At 71.6% G+C, this 26,519-nt stretch carries 19 protein-coding genes; 13 read left to right on the top strand and 6 right to left on the bottom strand.

Translation table 11 applies throughout. From position 1 onward, the window contains the following. Positions 1 to 67 precede the first annotated feature (67 nt). Positions 68 to 1,744: a DAK2 domain-containing protein gene (locus AB0D74_RS11650; RefSeq protein ID WP_362583552.1), complete on the top strand. Its 1,677-nt coding sequence runs from the start codon at positions 68 to 70 to the stop codon at positions 1,742 to 1,744. A gap of 40 nt (positions 1,745 to 1,784) precedes the next feature. Here AB0D74_RS11650 and AB0D74_RS11645 read toward each other — a convergent pair whose 3' ends face one another. Continuing rightward, complete coding sequence (locus AB0D74_RS11645; RefSeq protein ID WP_362584219.1) at positions 1,785 to 4,694, bottom strand: tetratricopeptide repeat protein; 2,910 nt, start codon at positions 4,692 to 4,694, stop codon at positions 1,785 to 1,787. Beyond that, positions 4,691 to 6,517 carry an HSP90 family protein gene (locus AB0D74_RS11640; protein ID WP_362583549.1) on the bottom strand — a complete coding sequence of 609 codons (1,827 nt, stop codon included), beginning with the start codon at positions 6,515 to 6,517 and terminating at the stop codon, positions 4,691 to 4,693. The genes AB0D74_RS11645 and AB0D74_RS11640 overlap by 4 nt, the downstream gene beginning before the upstream one ends. Positions 6,518 to 6,686: 169 nt before the next feature. Here AB0D74_RS11640 and AB0D74_RS11635 point away from each other — a divergent pair, with 169 nt between their 5' ends. From AB0D74_RS11635 to mutM, 8 genes are all read left to right on the top strand, one after another. Next, positions 6,687 to 9,926, top strand: a complete 3,240-nt coding sequence (locus tag AB0D74_RS11635) for a helicase-related protein (RefSeq protein WP_362583546.1) — start codon at positions 6,687 to 6,689, stop codon at positions 9,924 to 9,926. Between the two features lie 124 nt (positions 9,927 to 10,050). After that, the gene (gene rsmD, locus AB0D74_RS11630) at positions 10,051 to 10,638 is read left to right on the top strand and encodes a 16S rRNA (guanine(966)-N(2))-methyltransferase RsmD (RefSeq protein WP_362583543.1); all 588 of its coding nucleotides are present in this window, start codon (positions 10,051 to 10,053) and stop codon (positions 10,636 to 10,638) included. Positions 10,639 to 10,664: 26 nt separating this feature from the next. Next, the gene (gene coaD / locus AB0D74_RS11625) at positions 10,665 to 11,144 is read left to right on the top strand and encodes a pantetheine-phosphate adenylyltransferase (protein ID WP_362583540.1); all 480 of its coding nucleotides are present in this window, start codon (positions 10,665 to 10,667) and stop codon (positions 11,142 to 11,144) included. A gap of 57 nt (positions 11,145 to 11,201) precedes the next feature. After that, the gene (locus AB0D74_RS11620) at positions 11,202 to 12,314 is read left to right on the top strand and encodes an ATP synthase F0 subunit B (RefSeq protein WP_362583538.1); all 1,113 of its coding nucleotides are present in this window, start codon (positions 11,202 to 11,204) and stop codon (positions 12,312 to 12,314) included. Positions 12,315 to 12,445: 131 nt separating this feature from the next. Next, positions 12,446 to 13,096: a YceD family protein gene (locus AB0D74_RS11615; RefSeq protein WP_362583535.1), complete on the top strand. Its 651-nt coding sequence runs from the start codon at positions 12,446 to 12,448 to the stop codon at positions 13,094 to 13,096. Between the two features lie 2 nt (positions 13,097 to 13,098). After that, positions 13,099 to 13,272: a 50S ribosomal protein L32 gene (rpmF, locus tag AB0D74_RS11610; protein WP_007493396.1), complete on the top strand. Its 174-nt coding sequence runs from the start codon at positions 13,099 to 13,101 to the stop codon at positions 13,270 to 13,272. A gap of 8 nt (positions 13,273 to 13,280) precedes the next feature. Then, a complete protein-coding gene (gene rnc / locus AB0D74_RS11605) occupies positions 13,281 to 14,135 on the top strand; it encodes a ribonuclease III (protein WP_362583531.1) in 855 nt (284 codons plus the stop codon). A gap of 296 nt (positions 14,136 to 14,431) precedes the next feature. Further along, entirely contained in the window at positions 14,432 to 15,292 is an 861-nt protein-coding gene (gene mutM / locus AB0D74_RS11600) for a bifunctional DNA-formamidopyrimidine glycosylase/DNA-(apurinic or apyrimidinic site) lyase (RefSeq protein WP_362583528.1), read from the top strand. Here mutM and AB0D74_RS11595 read toward each other — a convergent pair. Both AB0D74_RS11595 and AB0D74_RS11590 read right to left on the bottom strand, forming a co-directional pair. Continuing rightward, positions 15,265 to 15,666 (bottom strand): helix-turn-helix domain-containing protein, encoded by a 402-nt coding sequence (locus AB0D74_RS11595; protein WP_362583525.1) that lies wholly within the window; start codon positions 15,664 to 15,666, stop codon positions 15,265 to 15,267. The two genes, mutM and AB0D74_RS11595, sit on opposite strands and share 28 nt — an antisense overlap. 70 nt (positions 15,667 to 15,736) lie before the next feature. Further along, a complete protein-coding gene (locus AB0D74_RS11590; protein ID WP_362583522.1) occupies positions 15,737 to 16,870 on the bottom strand; it encodes a CAP domain-containing protein in 1,134 nt (377 codons plus the stop codon). A 190-nt stretch (positions 16,871 to 17,060) separates the two neighbouring features. Between AB0D74_RS11590 and AB0D74_RS11585 the strand changes: the two genes are divergently transcribed. The 4 genes from AB0D74_RS11585 (at position 17,061) to AB0D74_RS11570 (ending at position 23,594) form a co-directional block, all read left to right on the top strand. Further along, positions 17,061 to 17,342 carry an acylphosphatase gene (locus AB0D74_RS11585; protein ID WP_362583518.1) on the top strand — a complete coding sequence of 94 codons (282 nt, stop codon included), beginning with the start codon at positions 17,061 to 17,063 and terminating at the stop codon, positions 17,340 to 17,342. A gap of 383 nt (positions 17,343 to 17,725) precedes the next feature. Beyond that, on the top strand, positions 17,726 to 17,929 hold the full coding sequence (locus tag AB0D74_RS11580; protein ID WP_089099736.1) for a hypothetical protein: 204 nt from the start codon (positions 17,726 to 17,728) through the stop codon (positions 17,927 to 17,929). A gap of 257 nt (positions 17,930 to 18,186) precedes the next feature. Then, complete coding sequence (locus tag AB0D74_RS11575) at positions 18,187 to 21,882, top strand: AAA family ATPase (protein ID WP_362583513.1); 3,696 nt, start codon at positions 18,187 to 18,189, stop codon at positions 21,880 to 21,882. Positions 21,883 to 22,175: 293 nt separating this feature from the next. Then, the gene (locus AB0D74_RS11570) at positions 22,176 to 23,594 is read left to right on the top strand and encodes a sugar porter family MFS transporter (RefSeq protein WP_362583509.1); all 1,419 of its coding nucleotides are present in this window, start codon (positions 22,176 to 22,178) and stop codon (positions 23,592 to 23,594) included. A gap of 329 nt (positions 23,595 to 23,923) precedes the next feature. Here the strand turns inward: AB0D74_RS11570 and AB0D74_RS11565 are convergent, their stop codons facing one another. Further along, positions 23,924 to 24,895 carry an LLM class flavin-dependent oxidoreductase gene (locus AB0D74_RS11565; protein ID WP_362583506.1) on the bottom strand — a complete coding sequence of 324 codons (972 nt, stop codon included), beginning with the start codon at positions 24,893 to 24,895 and terminating at the stop codon, positions 23,924 to 23,926. A gap of 61 nt (positions 24,896 to 24,956) precedes the next feature. Next, positions 24,957 to 26,429, bottom strand: coding sequence for a cytosine permease (locus AB0D74_RS11560; protein WP_362583503.1), 1,473 nt, complete (start codon positions 26,427 to 26,429; stop codon positions 24,957 to 24,959). Between the last annotated feature and the right edge of the window lie 90 nt (positions 26,430 to 26,519).

Genomic DNA, 26,519 nt, shown 5'->3' with positions numbered 1-26,519 from the left:
CTCTTCCGGCGGACACCCTTCCGGGGTCTACGCTGCGTCCACGTTCGGCCGGCTCAAGGAGGCGCAGGTGGCGCAGGTGCCGCAGACATTCTTCGATGCTCTCGCGGTACGCACCTGGTGCGGACTGTCGCTCGGGGCGCTCGGGCGGGCGCGCGAGGAGATCGACGCGATCAACGTCTACCCGGTGGCGGACGGCGACACCGGCACGAACCTGTACATGACGGTGGAGTCGGCCGCGGGGGCCGTGGAGGCCGTCTTCGCCGGCTACGAGCTGGGCGAGGAGGTGCCGACCCTGGCCGACGCCGTCCGCGCGATGGCGCACGGCGCCCTCATAGGCGCGCGCGGCAACTCCGGCACGATCCTGGCGCAGTTGCTGCGTGGCATGGCCCACGTCCTCACCGAGGATGAGGCGACTCACATCGACGCGGACCGGCTGCGGCTCGCCCTGCGGCACGCCGCCGACGCCGCCCGCCGGGCCGTCGCCCACCCGGTGGAGGGCACGGTGCTGTCGGTCGCGACGGCCGCCGCGGACGCCGCCGACGCGGCCGAGGGCGACTGCGGGGCGGTCGCGCGGGCCGCCTACGAAGGAGCCTGCAAGGCGCTCGCGGCGACTCCGGGACAGCTGGCCGCGCTGGAGCGGGCCGGCGTGGTGGACGCCGGCGGGCGGGGCCTCGTCGCGGTGCTCGGGGCGCTCGTCGAGGCGTTCACGGGGGAGACGCCCACCGCTTTCGACCTGCACGCGCGCGTGGAAGGACCGGTCGGCCACGCGCGCGTGGACGCCGTCTCGGGCGCCCGGGCCGAGAACCGCGGAGAGCGCGCCGCCGGGCCCGCGTTCGAGGTCGTCTACCTCCTGGAGGCCGAGGACACCGCCGTGGACCGGCTGCGGGTCCGGCTCGACGCCCTCGGCGACTCCCTGGTGGTGGTCGGCGGCGACGGTCTGTGGAACGTCCACGTGCACGTCGACGACGCCGGTGCCGCCGTCGAGGCGGGCGTGGAGGCCGGACGCCCGCACCGGATCCGGATCACGCACTTCGGCGCCGGGGACGTGCACGCCGGCGGGGCACGGCCGCCGCGCGAGCGGGTGCAGCGGGCCGTGGTGGCCGTCGTGCCGGGGGAGGGCCTGGCGGGGCTGTACACCGAGGCCGGCGCGACCACCGTGCTCGCGCGCCCGGGGGAGCCGCTGGCCAGCGGGGAACTGGTGGACGCCGTGCGCCGCGCCAACGCGCGCGAGGTGGTGCTGCTGCCCAACGACGCCGACCTGCGGCACACGGCCGCCGCCGCGGCCGAGCAGGCCCGCGCGGAGGGCATCCGGGTCGCCCTCATCCCGACCCGCTCGGCGGTCCAGGGCATCTCCGCGCTCGCGGTGCACCAGCCGGACCGCCGCTTCGACGAGGACGTCGTCCAGATGACCTCGGCGGCCGGTGCCACCCGCTACGCCGAGGTCGTGGTCGCGGAGCGGCAGTCCTGGACCATGGCCGGCATCTGCCAGGCCGGGGACGTACTGGGGCTCATAGACGGGGACGTCGCGGTGATCGGCTCGGACGTGACGGCCACCGCCGAGACCGTCCTGGACCGCATGCTCCAGGCCGGCGGCGAGCTGGTCACCCTCGTCCTCGGCGACGAGGCCCCCGACGGCGTCGCCGACCGCCTGGAGGCACGCGTGCGCGAGGCGTACCTCGCCGTCGACACGGTGGTCTACCGGGGCGGCCGGCAGGGGGCGCCCCTCCTCATCGGCGTCGAGTGAGCGCCGCTCCGGCCACCCGCACTCCTTAGTCGTTCCGCCGTCACTCCTCGGTGGGCTCCAGCAGCTGCCGGGCCTCCGCCCGCCGGGCCCGGACCGTCTCGTCGGCCGGGTCGGCGCCCTCGTAGGCGTCCAGCACCGCACGCGCGCGTGCCGCCGCCGCGGCCGGCCTGCTGAGGTCGGCCTCCAGCCAGCCCGCGGCCAGCTCCGCGGCGGTACGGCTGTGCAGCCCGTCCTCGCCCAGCCCGGCGAACACCGAGATCGCCGCCTTCATCTGCGCGAGCGCCGCCTCGAACGCCTCCTGGATCGCCGGATCGTCGGCGTCCTCCGGCACGGAACGGGCCAGCAGGTCACCGAACTGCCGGTGGGTGTGCCCGAGTTCGCCGGCGAGGCGCTCCGTCGCGGCCGGGTCCCCGACGGCATCGAGCGCCACCTCGCACTCCCGGACCGCGTCCGCCATCAGCTTCCGCGCGCCCTCCGGCCCCGCCTCCGTCCGCAACGCCAGCCAGGCCCGGGCCCGCAGCGAGCGCACCAGGAAGTGCACGTTGCCCATCGCCCGCCACAACTCGCCCGCGCGCGCGTAGGCCTGGTCCGCCTCCGCGGGCAGCCCCGCGTTGCCCAGCGACTCGGCGGCCAGGTGGGCGAGGGTGGCGTGGTCGTGCTGCTCGGGCCAGTGCCGGGCGATCTCGGCCGCCTGCAGCCGCCGTTCCGCCGCCGCGTGGTGCTCGCCCAGCTCGCTCAGGCAGTCCCCGAGCCACCACTGGGTCTGGACGACCGCGCCGTCGCCGTGCGTCTCGGCGCTCAGGTCGGCCAGCGCCGACTCCAGCACCTCGGCGGCCTCCGCGAACCGCTCCTGCCGCAGCAGGAAGCCGCCCAGCTGGTGCCGGGCCCAGGCGCCCAGCGTGCCGCTCTGCCCGGCCTCGTCGGCCCAGTGCGCCGCCTCCAGGGCGTGCTCGGCGGCCTCCTCGGCGGCGCCCCGGCCGCCGAGGACCTCGGCGAGCTGCAGATGCAGCTGCGCCCGCCCGACCGGCTCCACGTACGGCCCGCCGTGCTCCAGCGCCGCCCGCAGCGCCCGCTCCGCCTCGGCCAGATCGCCCTGCTCATGGGCGAGCGCGGCCACCCGCACCTCGTACTCGACCGCGAACCACGGCAGCTCCGCGCCGACGAACTGCGCCGTCGCCTGCCGGAACAGCTCGCCCGCCCGCTCCCCGTCCCCCGCGTGCTCGGCCAGCTCCGCGAGCATCGCCCGCCCCTCGGCCGCCCGGGACACCAGCCGCAGGTCGGACCCGCCGCGCCCGCCGACCAGCGCCAGCAGCTCCCGTACCGCCTGCTCGGCGTCCCCGGCGCCCGTGGACCGCTCGTGCACCTGGCGCATCAGGATCCGCGCCCGGCTCATCAGCACGGACGCCGTCTGCCGCACCCCGGTCGCGTCGTCCGCGTAGAGGGCGAGGATCCGGTCGTACGGCTCGTCGAGCGCGGCCAGCGCCTCGTCCAGCTCCCCGGAGAGCGCGCGGACGTAGGCCGCACGCGCGCGTGCGGCGATCGCCTCGCCCTCGTCGCCCGCCTCCGCGTACAGCTCCGCCGCCCGCTCGAACAGCTCGACCCCCTCCGGGCCGCGCCCCATCGCCGTGTGGTCGGCGATCTCCGCGCGCACGTACGTGTCCACCTCGGTCTCCTCGGCGGCCTCCGCGACCGCCGCCCAGGCCTCCAGGGCGTGCGGCCGGAGCGTGTCCGACAGCCGGCGCGCCTCGGCCAGCAGCGCGGGGAACGACGGCTGCCCGGCCTGCTCCGGCACGGGCGCCGGCGCGACCGGCGCGAGGGGCCCGGCGGGCGCCGTCCGCACCGCCCGCACGCCCAGCGGCAGCCGGTCCACCAGCGGCTGCTGCGCCATCCGCTCGCGCAGCTGGTCGCCGACGTAGGAGGTGCCGTTACGGGCGTCGAACCGCGCGGCCAGCTCCAGGGCCTCCGCGCGCGCGTGCCCGGCGAGCCCCCCTGCGGTCCACGTCCGCCCGGCGGGCCCCGGCACCCGCTGCCCGCCAAGCCCCAGCCCGGTCAGCCGGTCCATCAGCAGCGCCACCACCGCGAGGAAGTCCATCCGGCTGCGCGGCTGACCGGTGTCCGTGAAGTAGGCGGGACGTTCCGCCAGCAGCTCGAGACCGCGCGCCTCGTTGCCGGTCAGCGCGCAGAACTCCACATGGTCCGCGTAGGCGCCCCGCATGCTCTCCATGGGGCGCACCAGCCGGAAACCGCGCAGATGGTGCGCCCGGGCCTCGTCGACCCGGCCAAGGCGCAGCAGCGGGACCAGGGAGGAGGCGAGCACGGTGTGCGGCTCGTGGGCACAGCTGTACTCGCCGTCCAGCACCGGCCCCCACAGCTCAAGGGCCGCCTCGTCCCGGCCGTTCTTCAGCTGCCAGCCGCCCTGCCCGTGCAGCTCGCACGCGTGGCAGTCGGCCATCCGGTCCCGGTCCGCCGCCAGCCAGGCCGCGTACGCCCGCTCCGCGCGCGGCAGATCACCTATGTGCCCGGCGACACTGAACTCCGCGCTGCGCACCGCCCGCTCGGAGTGCCCGGCCAGCCGGTAGCGGTGCTCCATCTCGCCCAGCCACTTCTCGATCGAGGCGAGCGGGACGTGCGGCTGGTCGAGCATGCCGGCCGTCATCCACTTGAAGACCCAGTGCAGCGAATGCGTCTCGTACTCGTCGAAGTCCTCGGGCCGCTCGTCCCACATCCGCAGCAGCCGCGCGAACGGGACGAACATCTTGTCCTTCTCGGAGCTGTAGTTGTAGACCTTCAGCTGGTGCCCGAGCGCCTCGACCACGGCGAGCGGGACGTTCAGCTTCTCGGCCTCCGCCAGCAGCTGCTCCGCGCGCGCGTTGCGGGCGGGACCCTCCGGCTCCTCGGAGTTCTCCGCCATCGCCCGGCGCAGCGAGTCGAAGTCAGCAATCTCCATCAGCGATCGTCTTCCCCATGCGTGGCCCATTCCAGGAGGCCGATGAACGAGCGGTTGAGCAGCGCCGAGTCGGCCGGCCGCAGCGGGCGCTGGGCCATCAGCAGCGCCTGACCGTAGAGCGACTCGGTCGCGGTGCCGATCAGCTCCGGATCCCGGAGGGCACTGATCCGCCGGATCAGCGGGTTGAGGTGGTTGAGCACCAGCCGGGCCCGGGGCGCGCTGCCGCGCAGCGAGCCGAGGATGCCCGCCCACAGGTCGTCGGCCTGCTCCTCGGCCTCGGCACGGGCCTGTTCGTGGCGGGCGGCGCGGTCGTCGAGGTGGAGGGCGGGGACCGAGAGGGGGTGGAAGGCCCTCAGCACGATGTCACATTGCAGTGGGTCCAGCCTGGCCCGCGCCACCGCCAGGAACCCCGCCACCGCCAGCTCCTCCGCCGGGTCCACCGCGTCCAGATGCGCGGTCACGGTGTCCGCGTCCAGCTCCGCGACCACCGACCCTGGCCGCACCGACGGCAGCGCCTCGACCAGCTCGCTGTCGTACGTGTAACCGCCGTTGACCACACCGACGCCCTGCGCGGAGGCGATCGGCGCGACCTGCCGGTACTCCTCGACCGTCCGCGTGAAGTGCACCACCGGGTGCCGCTGCGCGAACTCCTCCAGGGACAGCTGCCCGTCGGTGGTCTCGAACGGCAGCCACGGCAGCATCGTCCGCAGCATCTCGCTGTCGTGCCGGGCCAGCGACTTCACGCCCAGGTGGTGCACGGACAGGAACGCGGAGAGCCGTTCCGGATCGCCCGCCGCGAGCCCGGTCAGCCAGGACCGAATCCTTTCGCCCAGCGCCTCCCTTACGGCCGCAAGCGTCTCGTCCTCGTACAGCGACTCGCGCGAGGCCGTCGGCCGCAGGCTGTCCGTGTCCAGGACGCAGCGTACGAAGAACGCCCAGTCCGGCAGCAGCTGTTCGGCCCGCTCGGTGAGCAGCATGCCCTTCAGATGCACCCGGTGCGTGGCCCGCTGCGCCGGACTCACCGCGGACGGCAGCACGTACGCCACCCCCCGGATCCCGGCCAGCGGCACGTCCAGCGCGATCGAGTCCAACGGCGTGAACCCGAACAGCTCGTGACAGTGCCGGGCCAGCGCCACCCGCCGGGTGCTGGGGGAGGGGTACGGCCGGTCCCAGGGCGCCGGCAGGTCGGTGACCGCCTCGTCGCCCACCCGGACGTCGTAGGGCAGCAGCGAACCGAAGTCCCGCGCCAGCGCGAGCACCCGCCGCTCGTCCAGCCACTCCGCCGCACCCGCCCGCGCCACCAGATGCACGGTGGTACCGGGCTCGGGCCGGGCCTCGGGCGGCAATGTCCGTACGGTGTACGACCCGTCGTCCCGGGCCGTCCACTCCACGGGCAGCGCGTCCGGCGTCCGGGCGCTGCGGCTGACCACCCGGATCCGCTCGGCGACCACGAAACAGGCCAGCAGCCCGATGCCGAACTGGCCCAGGAAGTCGGAACGGGCCTCCTGCAGCCCGTCCCCCCGCTTGGAGCTGCGCCCGATCGTGGCGAGCAGGCTGTGCACGTCCGACTCGGTGAGCCCGACGCCGCTGTCCTCCACCCGGAGGGAGCTGCCGTCCGCGTACAGCCGCACCCGCGCCGGGGCGTCGGGCTGCTCGGCCCGTCTCGCGGTGATCGCGTCCACGGCGTTCTGCAGCAGCTCGCGCAGGTAGACCTTGGGGCTGGAGTACAGGTGATGGGAGAGCAGGTCCACCAAACCACGCAGGTCGACCTGGAACGTATGAGGTGACTGTGATGCCTGGGATGACTGTGAGGTCTGGGAGTCCATCGTCGCTGCGCCGGAGGGGGGAAGACGTGGTCGGCGCGGGGTCGGGCGGTCCCTGGTGGGGCGGTGACCGCGGAAGGATGGCCGGAGCGCGCCATCCTATGACTCAAAACGGCCGTCTGACCAGGGGTTTCCCGAGACATATACGGCATTGTCAGTGGTGTGGTGTGCAATGGATCTCGTGCCCGCACTGGAAGAACCACTGAAACAACCGCTGAAGTCAGTGCTCGGCCCCGCCACCGCAAAGGTGATGGCCGAGCATCTCGGCCTGCACACCGTCGGCGACCTCCTGCACCACTACCCGCGCAGATACGAGGAGCGCGGCCAGCTCACCCACCTCGCCGACCTGCCCATGGACGAGCACGTCACGGTGGTCGCCATGGTCGCGGACGCCCGCCTGCACACGTTCGCCTCCGCCAAGGCGCCCCGCGGCAAGGGCCAGCGCCTGGAGGTCACGATCACCGACGGCAGCGGCCGGCTCCAACTGGTCTTCTTCGGCGCCGGCGTGCACAAACCGCACAAGGAACTCCTGCCGGGCACTCGCGCGATGTTCGCCGGCAAGGTCTCGGTCTTCAACCGCCGCCTCCAACTGGCACACCCGGCCTACGAGTTGATCCACGGCGAGGACCCGTCCGAATCCGTCGAGACCTGGGCAGGAGCCCTCATCCCGCTCTACCCGGCCACCGCCAAACTGGAGTCCTGGAAGATCGGCAAGGCGGTCCAGACCGTCCTCCCCAGTGCCCAGGAGGCCCTCGACCCCCTCCCCCCGACCCTCCGCGAGGGCCGCGGCCTGCTCCCCCTCCCCGAGGCCCTCCTCAGGATCCACCGCCCGCACACCAAGGCGGACATCGCGGCGGCCCGCGACCGCCTCAAGTGGGACGAGGCCTTCGTCCTCCAGGTGGCCCTGGCCCGCCGCCGCCACGCCGACGCCCAACTCCCGGCCGTCGCCCGCCGACCGTCCCCCGACGGCCTCCTCACCGCCTTCGACGACCGCCTCCCCTTCACCCTCACCGACGGCCAGCAGAAGGTCTCCAAGGAGATCTTCGACGACCTCGCCACCGAACACCCGATGCACCGCCTCCTCCAGGGCGAGGTGGGTTCCGGGAAAGCTCAACCCCTGGACTCGCTTGTGCTCACACCCCGCGGTTTCCGTCGGATGGGTGACCTGGAGGTGGGCGACGAGGTCGTTGTGCCCGCAGGAGAGATCGCTCTGGTCGACGGGGTCTTTCCACAAGGGGAGCGGGACGTGTGGCGCGTCGTGCTCTCCGATGGGAGCTCGGTGGAATGCGATGACGAACACCTCTGGATCGTCGGCACGAGTTGCGGCTGGGACCGTGGTCAGTCCCCCAAGGTGATGACCACCCGGGAAATCCGTCACGACCTGTTCAAAGCCAACGGGTCGTCCAAGTGGTACATCCCGGCGGCGACCCCCGTGGACCTCGGCGACGACTCCGGTCTTCCCCTGGACCCCTACCTTTTCGGGCTCCTGTTGGGCGGCGGCTCGTTCCGGCACAACCTGCGGTTCTCCACCGCCGACGCGGAGATCCGCGATGCCTTGGGGGCGGCGGTGGCTCCGGACTGTCGGCTCGTCCCGGTGACCGGTTCTCGGTGCGACTACACCGTTCAGCTGACCCAACGCTCGGGTGGGATCCGTAACCCGGTCATCCAGATCCTGCGTGACCTCGGCCTTTGGGGACGGACGTCGCATGGCAAGTTCATTCCCGCCGAATTCAAGAACACGTCGATCAAGAACCGCCTCGCCCTTCTGCAGGGGCTCATGGACACCGACGGTACGGTTGACCAGAACGGCATGAGCATTTCCCTGTGCTCGGCATCGCCGGTGTTGGCGGACGACGTGGCCTGGCTCGTCCGCTCCCTGGGGGGCCGGGCGCGTGTTCTGCCCAAGAAGGCGGCTTTCAACGTCTCGGTGGCGCTACCCGACGACTTCCTGCCGTTTAGGCTCACCCGCAAGGCCGAGCGCGTACGTCCCCGTGCGAAGTCCCGCACCTTCCGTCGCGGCATCCGCACCGTGGAACACGTGGGACGGAAACCGGTCCAGTGCATCAGCGTTGCTCACGCGAGCCACGCGTACGTCACCGACAACTTCACCGTCACGCACAACACCATGGTCGCCCTGCGCGCGATGCTCGCCGTGGTCGACGCGGGCGGCCAGGCGGCGATGCTCGCCCCCACCGAGGTGCTCGCCCAGCAGCACCACCGCTCGATCACCGAGATGATGGGCGAGCTGGCCGAGGGCGGCATGCTCGGCGGCGCGGACCATGCCACCAAGGTCGTCCTCCTCACGGGCTCGATGGGCACGGCGGCCCGCCGCCAGGCGATGCTGGACCTGGTCACCGGCGACGCGGGCATCGTCATCGGCACGCACGCGCTGATCGAGGACAAGGTCCAGTTCCACGACCTCGGCCTGGTCGTGGTGGACGAACAGCACCGCTTCGGGGTGGAACAGCGCGACGCCCTCCGCGGCAAGGGCAAGCAGCCCCCGCACCTCCTCGTCATGACCGCCACCCCCATCCCGCGCACGGTCGCGATGACCGTCTTCGGCGACCTGGAGACCTCGGTCCTGGACCAGCTCCCGGCCGGCCGCTCCCCGATCGCCACCCACGTCGTCCCCGCCGCCGACAAGCCCCACTTCCTCGCCCGCGCCTGGGAACGGGTCCGGGAGGAAGTCGGCAACGGCCACCAGGCCTACGTCGTCTGCCCCCGCATCGGCGACGACGCCGACGAGGCGGCCGACCCGAAGAAGGCGAAGAAGTCCGCCGAGGACGAGGCGGAGAAACGCCCCCCGCTGGCCGTCCTCGACGTGGCCGACCACCTCGCCAAGGGCCCCCTGAGCGGCCTCCGGGTGGAGGTCCTGCACGGCCGTATGCACCCCGACGACAAGGACGCGGTGATGCGCCGCTTCGCCGCGGGCGACACGGACGTCCTGGTCGCCACGACCGTCATCGAGGTCGGCGTCAACGTCCCCAACGCCACCGCCATGGTGATCATGGACGCCGACCGCTTCGGCGTCTCCCAGCTCCACCAGCTGCGCGGCCGGGTGGGCCGAGGCTCCGCCCCCGGCCTCTGCCTCCTGGTCACGGAGATGCCGGAGGCGAGCGCGGCCCGCCAGCGCCTCACGGCCGTGGCCTCGACCCTGGACGGCTTCGAGCTGTCGAGGATCGATCTGGAGCAGCGCAGAGAGGGCGACGTACTGGGCCAGGCCCAGTCGGGCGCCCGCTCCAGCCTCCGCGTCCTCGCCGTGATCGAGGACGAGGAGATCATCGCGGAGGCGAGAGAGGAGGCGACGGCCCTGGTGGCCAAGGACCCCGAGCTGACCGACCTCCCGGGTCTGCGAACGGCCCTGGACGCCCTCCTGGACGAGGAGAGAGAGCAGTACCTGGAAAAGGGCTGAGCGGAAGCGCCCCGTCAGAGGCGCGGGGCTGTGTCCATGTGCGGCTCCGCCGCGCGGGCGCGAGCAGCCCCCACGCACCTACTGCCAGACTGAATCCGTAACCACCCCGGACCGAGGATTCAACATGACCCGCGTGATCGCCGGCCAGGCAGGCGGACGGCGCCTCTCCGTGCCGCCCGGCACAGGAACCCGGCCCACCTCCGACCGCGCACGCGAAGGCCTCTTCTCCACCTGGCAGTCCCTCCTCGGCGGCCCCCTGGACGGCGAACGCGTCCTCGACCTCTACGCCGGTTCGGGCGCCGTGGGCCTGGAGGCGCTCTCCCGCGGTGCCGGCCACACCCTCCTCGTGGAGGCCGACGCCAGAGCCGCCCGCGTCGTACGGGACAACGTGAAGAGCCTGGGTCTGCCCGGCGCCGAGGTGAGAGCCGGCAGGGCCGAGCAGATCATCCAGTCACCGGCCCCCGCCCAGCCGTACGACATCGTCTTCCTCGACCCGCCCTACGCGGTCACAGATCACGATCTTCGGGAGATTCTCCTCACACTCCACTCGCAGGGCTGGCTCGCGCCGGACGCTCTCGTCACCGTGGAGCGCAGCACCAGAGGTGGCGTTTTCAACTGGCCGACCGGCTTCGAAGGCCTCCGGTCCCGTCGCTACGGCGAGGGAACGTTTTGGTACGGTCGCGCCGCCGCTACGTGCGAAGACGCACGATGACCGGACCGGAGAGCGAGGGATCTCAAGTGCGCCGCGCCGTCTGTCCCGGGTCGTTCGACCCGATCACCAACGGACACCTCGACATCATTTCCCGTGCGTCCCGTCTCTACGACGAGGTCTACGTCGCGGTGATGATCAACAAGTCCAAGAAGGGCCTCTTCGAGATCGACGAGCGGATCGACCTGATCCGCACGGTCACCGCCGACTACGGCAACGTCCGGGTCGAGGCGTTTCACGGCCTTCTCGTCGACTTCTGCAAGCAGCGCGACATCCCGGCCATCGTCAAGGGCCTCCGGGCGGTCAGCGACTTCGACTACGAGTTGCAGATGGCCCAGATGAACAACGGTCTGTCGGGTGTCGAGACGCTGTTCGTGCCGACCAACCCGACCTACAGTTTCCTCTCCTCCTCGCTGGTCAAGGAGGTGGCCCAGTGGGGCGGCGACATCGCCCACCTGGTGCCGCCGGCCGTTCTGGAGGCCCTCAACAAGCGCCTCGGCAAGGACTGATGGGGCTACAGTCGTCCCGTCCGTCTCCAACCCAGCTGTAGAGAGTGGCGAGCACAGGTGGACGTGCAGAAGAAGCTCGACGAGATCGTGGGCACGGTCTCCGGCGCCCGGTCCATGCCGATGTCGGCGTCGTGCGTGGTCAACCGTGCCGAACTGCTCGCGATGCTCGAAGAGCTGCGCCAGGCGCTGCCCGGCTCGCTCGCGCAGGCCGAGGAGCTGATCGGCGGCCGGGACCAGATGGTCGAGCAGGCCCGCATGGAGGCCGAGCGGATCATCGAGACCGCGCACGCCGAGCGCGGCTCGCTGATCTCCGACACCGAGGTGGCCCGCCGTTCGCAGGCCGAGGCCGACCGGATCCTCACCGAGGCCCGGCAGGAGGCCGAGGAGGTCCGCGCCGACGCCGACGACTACGTCGACTCCAAGCTCGCCAACTTCGAGGTCGTCCTCACCAAGACCCTCGGCTCGGTCGGCCGCGGCCGGGAGAAGCTGCTCGGCACCGGCCCCGGCCCGGACGAGCAGGGGTATGTGGACCCGGAGGAGGACGACGCCCCCGAGCGCAGCCACGACCCCGAGACCCTGCGCCGGGACGCCGACGCCTACGTGGACGTCAAGCTCGGCGCCTTCGAGGCGGTGCTCGCCAAGACCCTGGAGGCGGTCGGCAAGGGCCGCGCCAAGCTGCACGGCCGGATCGCCTCCGACGCCCTCGGCGCCCTGGCCGACGACAACACGACGTTCCAGCACTCCAGCGACGCCGACTACCTGGCCGACCTCGCGGCCCTCGCCGACCAGGACGAACGGGCCGCCCAGGCGGCCCAGGCCGAGCAGCCCGCCGCCGCCCAGCCCCAGCAGCAGCCGCAGTACGACCAGCAGCCCATGCAGCAGCCGGTGGCGCAGGATCCGTACGGTTACCCCCAGCAGCAGCCCGTCTACGCCCAGCAGGACGCGTACGGCTACCAGCAGGACCCCTACGGCTACCAGCAGGCCGATCCGTACGCCGCCGCCTACCAGGGCTACGACACCGGCCAGCAGCCCGTCTACGACCCCCAGCAGGCGGCCCAGCAGCAGCATCAGCAGCACCAGTCGTACGCCCTCGACGAGACCAGCCTCTTCGACACCAGCATGATCACGCCGGAGCAGCTGCGGGCCTACGAGCAGGGCCGGGGCCTGTAGCAACCGGCCGGATTGGGCCGACAGCGAAAGGTCCAGTATCCTGGCTCTTCGGTCGCGTCTACGTCCGCGATCAACGCTGCCCGGGGGATCTCCGGACGGCGTCCCTCTGAACTCGAAGATCGAAAGCAGGAATGGCTCCTCACGCGCGCCTCGACCACCGCAACCCGTTCGTGTTCGACACACACGAGCTGGGCCGGCGTCCTGGTGCCCTGCAGCGCCTGACCCGCACGATCGACGCTCCCGAGGACTTCGGGATCAAGGGGGTCATCGGAGTGCCGCAGGGCGCCCCGGTGGAGCTCGAACTCCGGCTCGAGTCGGTCATGGAAGGTGTGCTCGTCACCGGCACCGCCCGTGCACAGGCCGAGGGGGAGTGCGTAAGGTGTCTGGAGCCGGTCGGGCAGGAGCTCGAAGCGGACTTCCAGGAACTGTTCTCGTACCCTGACGCCGACGACCGGGGCCGCGTGATCGCGGAACCGGGCGACGACGCCGAGGACGACGAGGACAGGTTCTTCATCGAGGACGGCCTGTTCGACCTCGAACCAGTGCTGCGTGATGCGGTGGTGCTCGCACTGCCGATGCAGCCGGTGTGCCAGGACGACTGCCTGGGTCTGTGCTCCGAGTGCGGAGCCCGGCTCGCGGACGACCCGGACCACCACCATGACGCCGTCGACATCCGTTGGGCGGCTTTGCAGGGACTCGCCGGTTCCACCAAGGACGGCGAGAAGGACGAGATGTCCGGCGCTGACGCGGAAGCGGGCGTCGACGAGAAGCAGGAGAAGTAGCCGTGGCTGTTCCGAAGCGGAAGATGTCGCGCAGCAACACGCGCCACCGCCGGTCGCAGTGGAAGGCTGCGGTCCCCACCCTGGTTGCGTGCGAGCGCTGCCACGAGCCCAAGCTGCAGCACATCGCGTGCCCGTCTTGCGGCACCTACAACAAGCGCCAGGTCCTCGAAGTCTGAGCGGCCAGGTGAGAGGCACTGTGTCCAGTCCCAAGAAGGGCGATGAGCCCAAGGCGGACCCAACCGCCAAGAAGAAGACGGACAGCACGGCCTCGTCCCACACGCTTCTGGAAGGGCGGCTCGGGTACAAGCTCGAGTCCGCCCTTCTGGTGCGTGCGCTGACCCACCGTTCCTACGCGTACGAGAACGGCGGCCTGCCGACGAACGAGCGGCTGGAGTTCCTCGGTGACTCCGTCCTCGGTCTCGTCGTCACGGACACGCTGTACACCACCCACCCCGACCTGCCCGAGGGCCAGCTGGCCAAGCTCCGGGCCGCGGTGGTGAACTCGCGTGCGCTCGCGGAAGTGGGCCGCGGTCTCGACCTGGGCTCCTTCATCCGGCTCGGCCGCGGTGAAGAGGGCACGGGCGGCCGGGACAAGGCGTCCATCCTCGCCGACACCCTGGAAGCGGTGATCGGCGCGGTCTATCTCGACCAGGGCCTCGACTCGGCGTCCGAGCTGGTGCACCGGCTCTTCGACCCGCTGATCGAGAAGTCCTCGAACCTCGGAGCCGGCCTGGACTGGAAGACCAGTCTCCAGGAGCTCACCGCGACGGAGAGCCTCGGCGTGCCCGAGTACCTCGTCACGGAGACCGGCCCCGACCACGAGAAGACCTTCACTGCTGCCGCCCGCGTCGGAGGCGTCTCGTACGGCACCGGCACCGGCCGCAGCAAGAAGGAGGCGGAGCAGCAGGCCGCCGAATCCGCCTGGCGCGCCATCCGCGCCGCGGCGGACGAACGCGCCGAGGCCAAGGCGGCCGAGCAGGCCGCCCGAGCCGAAGCCGAGGAGGACGACGGCCCCCCGTCGTCCGCCGCCTCCGCCTGACGAACAGAGCAGCCCGCGCCCCGGTCTCACACCCATGAGACCGGGGCGCGCGGGTATGCAGACGCACTGCGCGCTCGCGCGGCCGTCCACCACGCACTGTGGGACCTCGTCGACGTCCTCCGTGCCCAGGGCCGTGCGGAGGAGGCCGAGGCGCTGTTGACCAGGGGACTCACGGCCGACGGCCGGGCGGTGCCCGACGCCCCGGCGGACTGACCCCAGGACCGGACTAGGCTGCCGGTAACCGTTCCCGGATCCGGCGGCGATGCCCGGACCCGGAAAGCGAGCGAAGGAGAGAAGTGCCTGAACTGCCCGAGGTGGAGGTCGTACGGCGCGGCCTGGAGCGGTGGGTCGCCCATCGGGTCGTGGCCGAGGCCGAGGTCCTGCACCCGCGTGCGGTACGACGGCACCTCACCGGCGCCGACGACTTCACGCACCGGCTCAAGGGCCAGCGCGTCGGCACCCCGAGCCGGCGCGGCAAGTACCTGTGGCTGCCGCTGGAGGACACCGGCCAGTCGGTCCTCGCGCACCTCGGCATGAGCGGCCAGCTGCTGGTCCAGCCGCACGAGGCACCGGACGAGAAGCACCTGCGCATCCGTGTCAGGTTCGCGGACGAGGTCGACACCGAGCTCCGCTTCGTCGACCAGCGCACCTTCGGCGGACTGTCGCTGCACGACAACACGCCCGACGGGCTCCCCGACGTCATCGCGCACATCGCCCGCGACCCCCTCGACCCGCTCTTCGACGACGAGGCCTTCCACCAGGCGCTGCGCCGGAAGCGGACCACCATCAAGCGGGCGCTGCTCGACCAGTCGCTGATCAGCGGAGTCGGCAACATCTACGCGGACGAGGCCCTCTGGCGCGCCCGCGTCCACTACGAGCGGCCGACGGCCGGCTTCACCCGCCCGCGCACCGCCGAACTCCTCGGCCACGTACGGGACGTGATGAACGCGGCCCTCGCCGTCGGCGGCACCAGCTTCGACAGCCTGTACGTCAACGTCAACGGCGAGTCGGGGTACTTCGACCGCTCGCTGGACGCCTACGGCAGAGAGGGGCTGCCCTGCCGGCGGTGCGGTACGCCGATGCGCAGGCGGCCCTGGATGAACCGGTCCAGCTACTTCTGCCCGCAGTGTCAGCGGGTGCCGCGGGTCTCGTCGTAGCGCCGGCGGGCGGTCAGTACCTCGTCCATCCGGCCCTCCACGAAGTGGACGACGGCCAGCAGGCGCTCGGCGACCCCGCGGCCGAGCGGGGTCAGTTCGTAGTCGACGCGCGGCGGGTTGGTCGGCTGGGCCTCGCGGTGCACCAGGCCGTCCCGCTCCAGGGCCTGGAGCGTCTGGGAGAGCATCTTCTCGCTGACGCCGTCCACGCGCCGGCGCAGCTCGTTGAACCGGAACGACCCGTCGTACAGCGCGCTCAGGGTGAGCCCGCCCCAGCGGCCCATGACGTGCTCAAGGGTGGTGCGCGAGGGACAGGCCCGGGCGAAGACGTCGTACGGAGGCTGCTGCTCCACGGCGCCGTCCTGGGTGATGGTCATGCGTCAAGCGTACGGGAGCGCAGCGCTAACCGACAGGGTGCGCTAACCAGTGGTTAGTGGGCTGGTCGGGTCAGTAGCCGAAGTCCTGCGTCCACCACGGCCCGCCCTCGCCGAAGTGCACGCCGACCCCGAGGGTCTTGAAGTCGCAGTTCAGGATGTTGGCGCGATGGCCCTCGCTGTTCATCCAGGCGTCCATGACGGCCTGCGCGGTGGCCTGGCCGCGGGCTATGTTCTCGCCGCCGAGATTGGCTATGCCGGCCGCCGCGGCCCGGTCCCACGGCGTCCTGCCGTCCGGGTCGGTGTGGTCGAAGAAGTCCCGCGCGGCCATGTCGTCGCTGAACGCCGTGGCCAGCTTGGTCAGCGAGGAGTTCGCCGAGAGGGCACTGCAGCCGACCTTGGCCCGCTCCTCGTTCACCAGCTTCAGTACCTCGGCCTCGACGACCGCCTCCTCGGAGGAGGTGATCGGCGCGGCGGTCTTCACCGGCGCCTTGGTGGCCGTCTTGCTCGGCGTGGCCTTCGGCTCCGTGGACGCCGTGGCGGTGGGCGTCGGCTTCTCGGTCGCCGTCTTCGCCGGGGCGGGCGAGGTGGACGCCGACGGCGTCGGGGAGGCGGAGCGCTGGGTGTCACGGCTGGTCGAGGAGCCGGCGTCGCGGCTCTCGGCGCTGCCCGAGGTGCCGCCCTGCTCGGCGGCCGTGTTGCTGGGCTCGCCGTCGGCCTGCACCCGCTCGCCGCCGGTCGTGCTGCTGTTGCCGCCGAGCTTGTAGTTCTCCAGGCCGGGCACCATGCCGGTGGCCACCGCGACCGTGCCGATGGCGACGGCCGCCGAGACCCCGAGCAGACCCGTGGCCACGGGCCGTCCGCTCTTCTTGCGCCGCCGGTGCCCGCCGCCCGAGGGGGAGCCGCCGGCCGGGGCGAACTCCTCGGCCGGGAACTCGGCGGTGTTCATGAAGCGGGCGTAGTCGTCCTCGGTCGCGAACAGGTAGGCCGAGCTGCGCGCGTCGGTGTCCGCGTACTCTGCGTACTCTGCGTACTCCGCGTGTTCCTGCTCCTGGCGCAGGTAGGCGGCCGTGCCCGTGCCGTAGCGGAGGCCCGCGTACGAGTCCTGCGGGTCGTGGCCGCCCGGGTACGAGTCGTCGCGCTCCGTGACCCCCGTGGCGCGGCTCGTGGTGGCGCGGCCGGCGGCGTGGCGTCGGTGGCGTCCCATTGTCCTTGCCCTCTTCCCTCGTCCTCGCGGTCGCGGTCGACCAGGGGCCGGCGTGGCCAGTGACTCCTTCTGGTCGACCAGGCTCACTCGATCGAGTGAGTTTCATATGAGATTCATTGGGTGGGGACGGTACCCCATACTGCTGGGGGAGGAGGGGTCCCGTGGGACATTGGGCGGTTAGGTTGCATCCATGAGCGAGGATGTGCGACTGGTCGCCTGGGTGCGTGGACGTGTGCAGGGTGTGGGTTTCCGCTGGTTCACGCGGGCCAAGGCGCTGGAGATCGGGGACCTGAGTGGCTTTGCTCTCAATCTGGGCGACGGCCGGGTCCAGGTGGTCGCGGAGGGCCCCCGGGCGGGCTGCGAAGGGCTGCTCGACTGGCTCCAGGGCGAGGACACGCCCGGGCGGGTAGAGGGTGTCACCGAGATCTGGGACACACCCCGGGGCGGTTACGACGGCTTCGCCATCCGCTGAGCCCGCTCTGTAAAGCCGTGCAGGAAGAAGCGGAGCGATGTGCCACCGGCATGTGCCCCGAGCAGAAATGGCCTGGTGGTTGCCAAGAACCGCGCGTCGTGGCAGGCTCCGCACTTACAGATGATCGCCACGCCCCGAGGGCCCCGCGGGAGTCGCAGCGCCGCCCGGCCAGGGCCGCCCGACGACGGGTTCACCCGCCAATACGGGGTGTGATCGTGTTGACCGTCAAACTTTTTGGTGAGACGCTGAAAGCCCCGCGCACCTTAGCTGTTTGGCATGGCGCAACAGTCGAGCAACACTCGGATGTGTCAAGCACCGCGGGTGCGAATCCCTCACGACCCACACCGCTTCGGTCGGTCACTCAGTGTGGAGGACCATCCATCATGGCAAAGGCGCTTCTCGGTTACGTCGGCGGCTCCGACCCGCGACTCCTCGCCGAGATGCGACGGCTCCAGCAGCGAGTCCAGGACCTCGAATCCGAGCTGGTACGGATCCAGGCCGAGAACGACGAGCTGACGGCTGCCGCTTCTCCCGACAGGATCATGGAGAGCATCGACGCACACCAGGCGGAGCCTGCGCTCACCTGATCGCTGCATCGCTCCACAACAGCACATGCGGCGGTTGGGCAGCCCTTTCAACCGCTTAAGTTGTCAAGATTTGCAAGGGACGCCTCGGCGTCCCTTCTTTCTTGTACTCCCTGCGCCCCCGCGCCCCGCCCCGATCCAGCTCCGCGCATCCTTTCACCTTCTTTAACGTCTGGTGTGCCCTGCATGTTCATACGCGAAACCGCGAGGTTGCGAGGGGTCGTGGAGTGCGGTAGCGGCGCCGGGTAGAGTCCGACGGCGTGCACCTCAAGGCCCTGACCCTCCGCGGGTTCAAGTCGTTCGCCTCGGCGACCACGCTCCGGTTCGAGCCGGGGATCACGTGCGTCGTCGGTCCGAACGGCTCGGGCAAGTCCAATGTGGTGGACGCGCTCACCTGGGTCATGGGCGAGCACAGCGCCAAGTCGCTGCGCGGCGGCAAGATGGAGGACGTCATCTTCGCCGGCACCACCGGCCGCCCGCCGCTGGGCCGCGCCGAGGTGTCCCTGACCATCGACAACTCCGACGGCGCGCTGCCCATCGAGTACGCCGAGGTCACCATCACGCGGATCATGTTCCGCAACGGCGGCAGCGAGTACCAGATCAACGGCGACACGTGTCGCCTCCTGGACATCCAGGAACTCCTCTCCGACTCCGGCATCGGCCGCGAGATGCACGTCATCGTCGGCCAGGGCCAGCTCGACTCCGTCCTGCACGCCGACCCGATGGGCCGCCGCGCCTTCATCGAGGAGGCGGCCGGCGTCCTCAAGCACCGCAAGCGCAAGGAGAAGGCGCTGCGCAAGCTGGACGCGATGCAGGCCAACCTCGCGCGCGTGCAGGACCTGACCGACGAACTCCGCCGCCAGCTCAAGCCGCTGGGCCGCCAGGCCGCGGTCGCCCGCCGGGCCGCCGTCATCCAGGCGGACCTCCGCGACGCCCGGCTGCGCCTGCTCGCCGACGACCTCGTACGGCTCCGCAACGCGCTCCAGACCGAGGTCGCCGACGAGGCCGCCCTCAAGGAACGCAAGGAAGCCGCCGAGCAGGAGCTGAAGAAGGCCCTCCAGCGCGAGGCGCTCCTGGAGGACGAGGTACGGCAGCTCACCCCGCGCCTGCAACGGGCCCAGCAGACCTGGTACGAGCTCTCCCAGCTCGCCGAGCGGGTCCGCGGCACCACTTCGCTGGCCGACGCCCGGGTCAAGAGCGCCACCTCCGCGCCCCCCGAGGAACGGCGCGGCCGTGACCCCGAGGACATGGAGCGCGAGGCCCACCGCATCCGTGAACAGGAGGCCGAGCTGGAGGCCTCCCTGGAGGCGGCCCAGCACGCCCTCGACGACACCGTCGCGCACCGCGCCGAGCTGGAGCGCGAACTGGCCCTCGAAGAGCGGCGCCTGAAGGACGTGGCCCGCTCCATCGCCGACCGCCGCGAGAGCCTCGCCCGGCTGAACGGCCAGGTGGGCGCGGCTCGCTCCCGTGCCGGGTCCGCCCAGGCCGAGATCGACCGGCTGGCCGCCGCCCGCGACGAGGCCCAGGAACGGGCGGTCGCCGCGCAGGAGGAGTACGAGGCGCTGAAGGCGGAGGTCGACGGCCTCGACGCAGGCGACGAGGAACTCGCCGGCCGGCACGACCAGGCCAAGCACCGGCTCGCCGAGGCGGAGGCGGCCCTGACCGCGGCCCGCGAGGCCGTCACGGCGGCGGAACGCAAGCGGGCCGCGACCCAGGCCCGGCACGAGGCGCTGGCACTGGGCCTGCGCCGCAAGGACGGCACCGGAATACTGCTCGGCGCCCGGGACCGCCTCACCGGCATCCTGGGCCCGGCCGCGGAACTCCTCACCGTGACCCCGGGCCACGAGATCGCCCTGGCCGCAGCCTTCGGCACGGCCGCGGACGCGATCGCGGTGACCACCCCGGCTTCGGCGGCCGACGCCATCCGCCTCCTCCGCAAACAGGACGGCGGCCGAGCCCCCCTACTCCTGGCGGGATCCCCGGAGATGTATGCCGCGCCCCAAAGGGGCGCGGGGAACGGCGCGACCAGCCACGATGCACCTGTGGTCGAAGGCGCCGAAGCCGGGGCTGCGCCCGACAGGGGCGCGGGGAACTGCGCAGAGGCCGGCCCCCACGCACCCGCACCCGACCGCCGACCCCCCACGGCCCCCCCGTCAGGGAACTTCGCCGCAGATCTCGTCCGCGGCCCCGCCGACCTGATGCCCGCCGTACGGCGCCTCCTCGCCGGCATCGTCGTCGTCGACACCCTCGAAGCCGCCGAGGACCTGGTCTACCGCCACCCCCACCTCACCGCGGTGACCGCCGAAGGCGACCTCCTCGGCGCCCACTTCGCCCACGGCGGCTCCGCCGGCGCCCCCAGCCTGCTGGAAGTGCAGGCCTCCGTCGACGAGGCCGCCGCCGAGCTGGAGGAACTCGCCGTCCGCTGCGAGGAACTCTCCGGCACACAGGAGTCGGCCCAGGCGCACCGCAAGACGTGCGCGGCCCTCGTCGAGGAACTCGGCGAACGGCGCCGCGCCGCGGACCGCGAGAAGTCGGCCGTGGCCCAGCAGCTCGGCCGCCTGGCCGGACAGGCGCGCGGCGCGGCAGGCGAGGCGGAACGATCCACGGCCGCCGCCGCCCGCGCCCAGGACTCCCTCGACAAGGCTCTCGAAGAGGTCGAGATCCTCGCCGAACGGCTCGCCGTGGCCGAGGAGATGCCCGTCGAGGAGGAGCCCGACACCTCGGCGCGCGACCGCCTCGCCGCCGACGGCGCCAACGCCCGCCAGACCGAGATGGAGGCCCGCCTCCAGGTCCGTACCCACGAGGAGCGGGTCAAGGGGCTCGCCGGCCGCGCCGACTCCCTCGACCGCGCCGCCCGCGCGGAACGCGAGGCACGCGCGCGTGCCGAGCAGCGCCGCGCCCGGCTGCGCCACGAGGCGGCGGTCGCCGAGGCCGTCGCCGCCGGCGCCCGGCAGCTGCTCGCGCACGTCGAGGTCTCGGTCGGCCGGGCGGAGCGGGAACGCGCCGCCGCCGAGGCTGCGAAGGCCCGTCGCGAGCAGGAACTGACCGCCGCCCGCACCACCGGCCGCGACCTCAAGGCAGAACTCGACAAACTCACGGATTCAGTTCACCGGGGCGAGGTACTCGGCGCCGAGAAGCGGCTGCGGATCGAGCAGCTGGAGACCAAGGCGCTGGAGGAGCTCGGTGTCGAACCGGCGGGACTCGTCGAGGAGTACGGCCCGCACCAGCTGGTGCCGCCCTCGCCCCCCGCCGAGGGCGAGGTGCTGCCGGACGACCCCGAGCACCCGCGCAACCAGCCGAAGTCCTTCCACCGGGCCGAGCAGGAGCGCCGGCTCAAGGCGGCCGAGCGGGCCTACCAGCAGCTCGGCAAGGTCAACCCGCTGGCTCTGGAGGAGTTCGCGGCCCTCGAAGAACGGCACAAGTTCCTCAGCGAGCAGCTGGAGGACCTGAAGAAGACCCGCACCGATCTGCTCCAGGTCGTGAAGGAGGTCGACGAGCGGGTCGAGCAGGTCTTCACGGAGGCCTACCGGGACACGGCCCGCGAGTTCGAGGGCGTCTTCAGCCGCCTCTTCCCGGGCGGCGAGGGCCGGCTGATCCTCACCGACCCCGACAACATGCTCACCACGGGTGTGGACGTCGAGGCCCGGCCGCCGGGCAAGAAGGTCAAGCGGCTCTCCCTGCTGTCGGGTGGCGAACGCTCGCTGACCGCCGTCGCGATGCTGGTGTCGATCTTCAAGGCCCGCCCCAGCCCGTTCTACGTCATGGACGAGGTCGAGGCGGCCCTCGACGACACCAACCTGCAACGGCTGATCCGCATCATGCAGGAGCTCCAGGAGTCGTCCCAGCTCATCGTGATCACGCACCAGAAGCGGACGATGGAGGTCGCCGACGCGCTGTACGGCGTGTCCATGCAGGGCGACGGTGTGTCGAAGGTCATCAGCCAGCGGCTGCGCTGACGCCGGGTCCCGCCGACATCTGCGGGTGCGGGTGCGTCGTGGCTGGTCGCGCAGTTCCTCGCGCCCCTGGCTAGATCATCTCCTCCTACTCTTCAAGAAGTGAACGCATCTTCATTGCGTGGTATCTACAACTTCACACTCCACCGCCTATTGACTTCGAAACTTGAAGGCATAGTCTCTGCAACGTTGCTTTTACCTTCAGGTGTGAGTGGTGTGCGGATGTGCGCCACTTAGACCTGGGAGGGCTCACCCCCCACCCCCGGCGACGTTGCCGGTGGCCCGAGGAGTTTCTTGTGACCAGCACTGCGCAGGCACCCCAGTCAGGAGCCGGGACGGCTCACCCCGATCACCTCGGGCATGTCATCTTCATCGCGGCGGCGGCTGCGATGGGCGGTTTCCTCTTCGGCTACGACAGCTCCGTCATCAACGGTGCCGTCGAGGCCATCCGGGACCGCTACGACATCGGGTCCGCGGCTCTCGCCCAGGTCATCGCCATCGCCCTGATCGGCTGCGCCATCGGCGCCGCGACCGCCGGCCGGATAGCCGACCGCATCGGCCGCATCCGCTGCATGCAGATCGCCGCCGTGCTGTTCACCGTCAGCGCCGTCGGCTCTGCGCTGCCCTTCGCCCTCTGGGACTTCGCCTTCTGGCGGATCATCGGCGGCTTCGCCATCGGCATGGCCTCCGTCATCGGCCCCGCCTACATCGCCGAGGTCGCCCCGCCGGCCTACCGCGGCCGTCTCGGCTCCTTCCAGCAGGCCGCGATCGTCGTCGGCATCGCCATCTCGCAGCTGGTCAACTGGGGTCTGCTGAACGCCGCCGGCGGCGACCAGCGCGGCAAGCTGATGGGCCTGGAGGCCTGGCAGGTCATGCTCGGCGTCATGGTGGTCCCGGCCGTCCTGTACGGCCTGCTCTCTCTCGCGATCCCGGAGTCCCCGCGCTTCCTGCTCTCCGTCGGCAAGCGTGACCGCGCCCGCGCGATCCTCGCCGAGGTCGAGGGCGAGAGCGCCGACCTGGACGCCCGGGTCGCCGAGATCGAGCACGCCATGAAGAGCGAGCACAAGTCCACGTTCAAGGACCTGCTCGGCGGCTCCTTCTTCTTCAAGCCGATCGTCTGGGTCGGTATCGGCCTCTCCGTCTTCCAGCAGTTCGTCGGCATCAACGTCGCGTTCTACTACTCCTCGACGCTGTGGCAGTCGGTCGGTGTCGACCCGACGGACTCGTTCTTCTACTCCTTCACGACGTCGATCATCAACATCATCGGCACCGTGATCGCGATGATCTTCGTGGACCGCATCGGCCGCAAGCCGCTGGCCCTCATCGGTTCGGTCGGCATGGTCGTCGGCCTGGCGCTGGAGGCCTGGGCCTTCTCCTACCACCTGGTCGACGGCAAGCTCCCGTCCGCGCAGGGCTGGACCGCCCTGATCGCCGCGCACATCTTCGTCCTCTTCTTCGCCCTGTCCTGGGGTGTGGTCGTCTGGGTCATGCTCGGCGAGATGTTCCCGAACAAGATCCGCGCCGCCGCCCTGGGCGTGGCCGCCGCCGCGCAGTGGATCGCCAACTGGGCGATCACCGCGAGCTTCCCGTCGCTGGCCGACTGGAACCTCTCCGGCACCTACGTGATCTACACGGTCTTCGCGGCCCTCTCCATCCCGTTCGTCCTCAAGTACGTCAAGGAGACGAAGGGCAAGTCCCTGGAGGAGATGGGCTGACCCGTACCGGGAGCCCCCCGAACTCGGGGAGAAGGGCCAAGTCCCCGCTGCCCCTCTCCTCGTACCCTCCGTCGCCCCGCCCGGTCACTGCCCGGGCGGGGCGACGGTTCGCATGCGCCCGCCGGCTCCGACGCTCCTCGGTCCACCCGGCCGCCGTGCACCCCGCATCGCGATCCGGCGCAGAATCCCCGGTCCCCGGTCCTGACCTCTGCCGCACCTTTTTCCCCGCCGCAACGGCGACCGGCCGCGACGGCGCTGCCCGGCGGTGTCCGGCGGTGCCCGGCGGTGCCGAATCCTCCCGCACCCGCCGTCGGCACGCCTCGCCCCCGCTACGCCGCCAGCGCCGGGAGCACGGTCTCCGCGAACAACCGCAGGCTCCGCCACCCCTCGGCCACCGGCATCCCGCCGGCCAGCGGGTGCAGCACCAGGTTGTCCAGCCCCGCCGACACGCACTCCTCCGGCGTGAGGATGCGGTAGACGCCCTCCGCGCGGAGTTCCGCCACCGTCGTCGCCCCCGAGCGCACCGCCGAGTGGATCTCCCCGGACTGCCAGGACGCGTACGTCAGGGCCTCGTGCAGGAAGTGCTCGCCGTACTCCGCCCACGCCCGGTCCGGGTCCTCGGCGATGTGCAGCAGCGGTGTCTCGGCCGTGGGCATCATCGTCCAGCCCTCCGTGCCGTACTCGGTGAGCCGCTCCTTGTAGTACGCCTCCAGCTCCGGCAGGTGCGCGCTCGGGAAGAACGGCAGGCCGAGGCGGGCGGCGCGGCGGGCGGCGGCCCTGGAGGAACCGCCGACCAGGAGGAGCGGGTGGGGGTCGGTGAGCGGGCGCGGGGTGACCCGTACCGTACGGCCCCGGTACTCGAACTCCTCCCCGGTCCACGCCTTCAGCAGCGTCTCAAGGAACTCGTCCTGGAGCCGCCCGCGCCGCTTCCAGTCCACGTCGAACAGGGCGTACTCCTCGGGCCGGTAGCCGATCCCGGCGACCGTCACCAGCCGGCCCCCGCTGAGCAGGTCGAGGACCGCGATGTCCTCCGCGAGCCGCAGCGGGTCGTGCAGCGGGCCGATCACCGCCGACACGGTCACCGCGATGGTCCGGGTCGCCCCGAACACCGCGCCCGCGAAGGCGAACGGCGACGGCAGCCAGTTGTTGCCGACGCCGTGGTGCTCCTCGGTCTGCACGGTGGTGACCCCGTGCTCGTCGGCGTACGCGGCCATGTCGAGGGCCGCTCGGTACCGGGCGCCCAGACTGGCCGGGGAGGCGCCGGGCTCGACGAGGTTGAAGCGGACGACCGAGACGGGCATGGGAGTTCCCCTTCACCTTGGCTGGCCGGGCGGGTGTGCGGGGACAGTAGCTGACGGTGCGTCAGACAGCCAGGGGTGCGGGCTTCCCGGCCGCCGCCGGTACCACCGCCGGCTTCGGCAGCACCGCGTAGAGCAGGCCCGACACGGCGATCGTGGCGATCCAGCCGAGGCCGTACCGGCCGACGGGGTTGTTCGTGGCGAGCGGCCCGGTGAACCAGTCGCAGGTGGTGCAAAGCAGCCCGGCCGCCAGGCCGAGCGCCCAGGCCGCGACGGCGGCGGGGGAGAAGCCCGCCCGGTACCAGTAGGCGCTGGTGCGCGTGGTGTCGAGGAGGGCCGCGGCGTCGTACTCCCGGCGGCGGAGCATGTCGGTCCCGAACACCCCCACCCACGCCGAGAACGCCACCGCCAGCAGCGACAGGAAGGCGGTGAAGGAGGCCATGAAGGAGGTGGCCGCCAGCATCAGGACGGCCGCGAGGGCCAGCGAGATGACCGCGTTGACGGAGACCGCCCAGGGGCGGGGCACCCGGAAGCCGAGCGTCTGCGCGGTGAAGCCCGCCGAGTACATCGACATCGCGTTGATCAGCACCATCCCGACCAGGGCGATGAGCAGGTAGGGGACCCCCAGCCAGAGCGGCAGGATCGCGCCGAGGAAGGAGACCGGGTCGGCCGCCCTGGCGAGGTCCGGGGTACCGGACGCCGTCACCGCGCCCGTCAGGACCAGGGGGAGTACGACGATCCCGGCACCGCCGACCGTGTTGCGTACGATCGCCGCCGAGGACGCCGTACCCGGCAGATACCGTGTGAAGTCCGGCGCGGCCGGCGCCCAGCTCATCCCGCCGGCCGCGATCAGCCCGGCCCCGGCGACCATCGCGGCCGTGGGACCGGCGGGCTGCCCGAACACCCGGGCCCAGTCCGTCACCGCGACCAGGCGCCCGAGCACCAGCAGCGAGAAGCCGCCGAACAGCCAGGTCGCCCACCGGCTGCAGTACCGCACCGCCCTGATGCCCATGCCGGAGATCGCGAACGTGGCGATCACGAAGAGGAGGAGCGTGACGACGACCAGGGCGGTGCTGCTCCCGATCCCGAACAGGATGTGGAGGACGGTCAGCGCGGCGTAGGAGCCGGTCACCGCGTTGATCGTCTCCCAGCCCCAGCGCGCGACCCAGATCAGCGCCCCGGGCAGCAGGTTGCCGCGCTGGCCGAAGACCGCCCGGGAGAGCGCCATGCCCGGTGCGCCGCCACGCTTCCCGGCGATGCCGACGAGGCCGACCAGGCCGTACGACACGACCGGCGCCGCGACGCCGACCACCAGGGACTGCCAGAAGTTCAGCCCGAACGACACGGCGAGGCTCGCGCCCACGGTCACCAGCAGGACGGTGATGTTGGCGGCGATCCAGGTGGGGAGCAGACCGCGGGGTGTGCCGGTGCGCTCGGAGTCCGGGACCGGTTCGATGCCCCGGGTTTCGAGGCCGTGGTGCTCCAGCGACTCTTCGAGATGTTCGAGCGGGCCGTCGTGGTGGGCGGTGGTGCTCATAGGCAGTCATCGTACGTGAAACCGGCTAATGCCATCAAAAGGGGCATCCGTATTCGGAGGATCATCCAGAAACTCCCGCGCGAGGGAGCA

The organism is Streptomyces sp. NPDC048278 (genome assembly GCF_040652195.1).
GTDB lineage: Bacteria > Actinomycetota > Actinomycetes > Streptomycetales > Streptomycetaceae > Streptomyces.
Note: the sequence above shows the minus strand (reverse complement) of the source record. Positions and strands in the feature narration are given on the sequence as shown.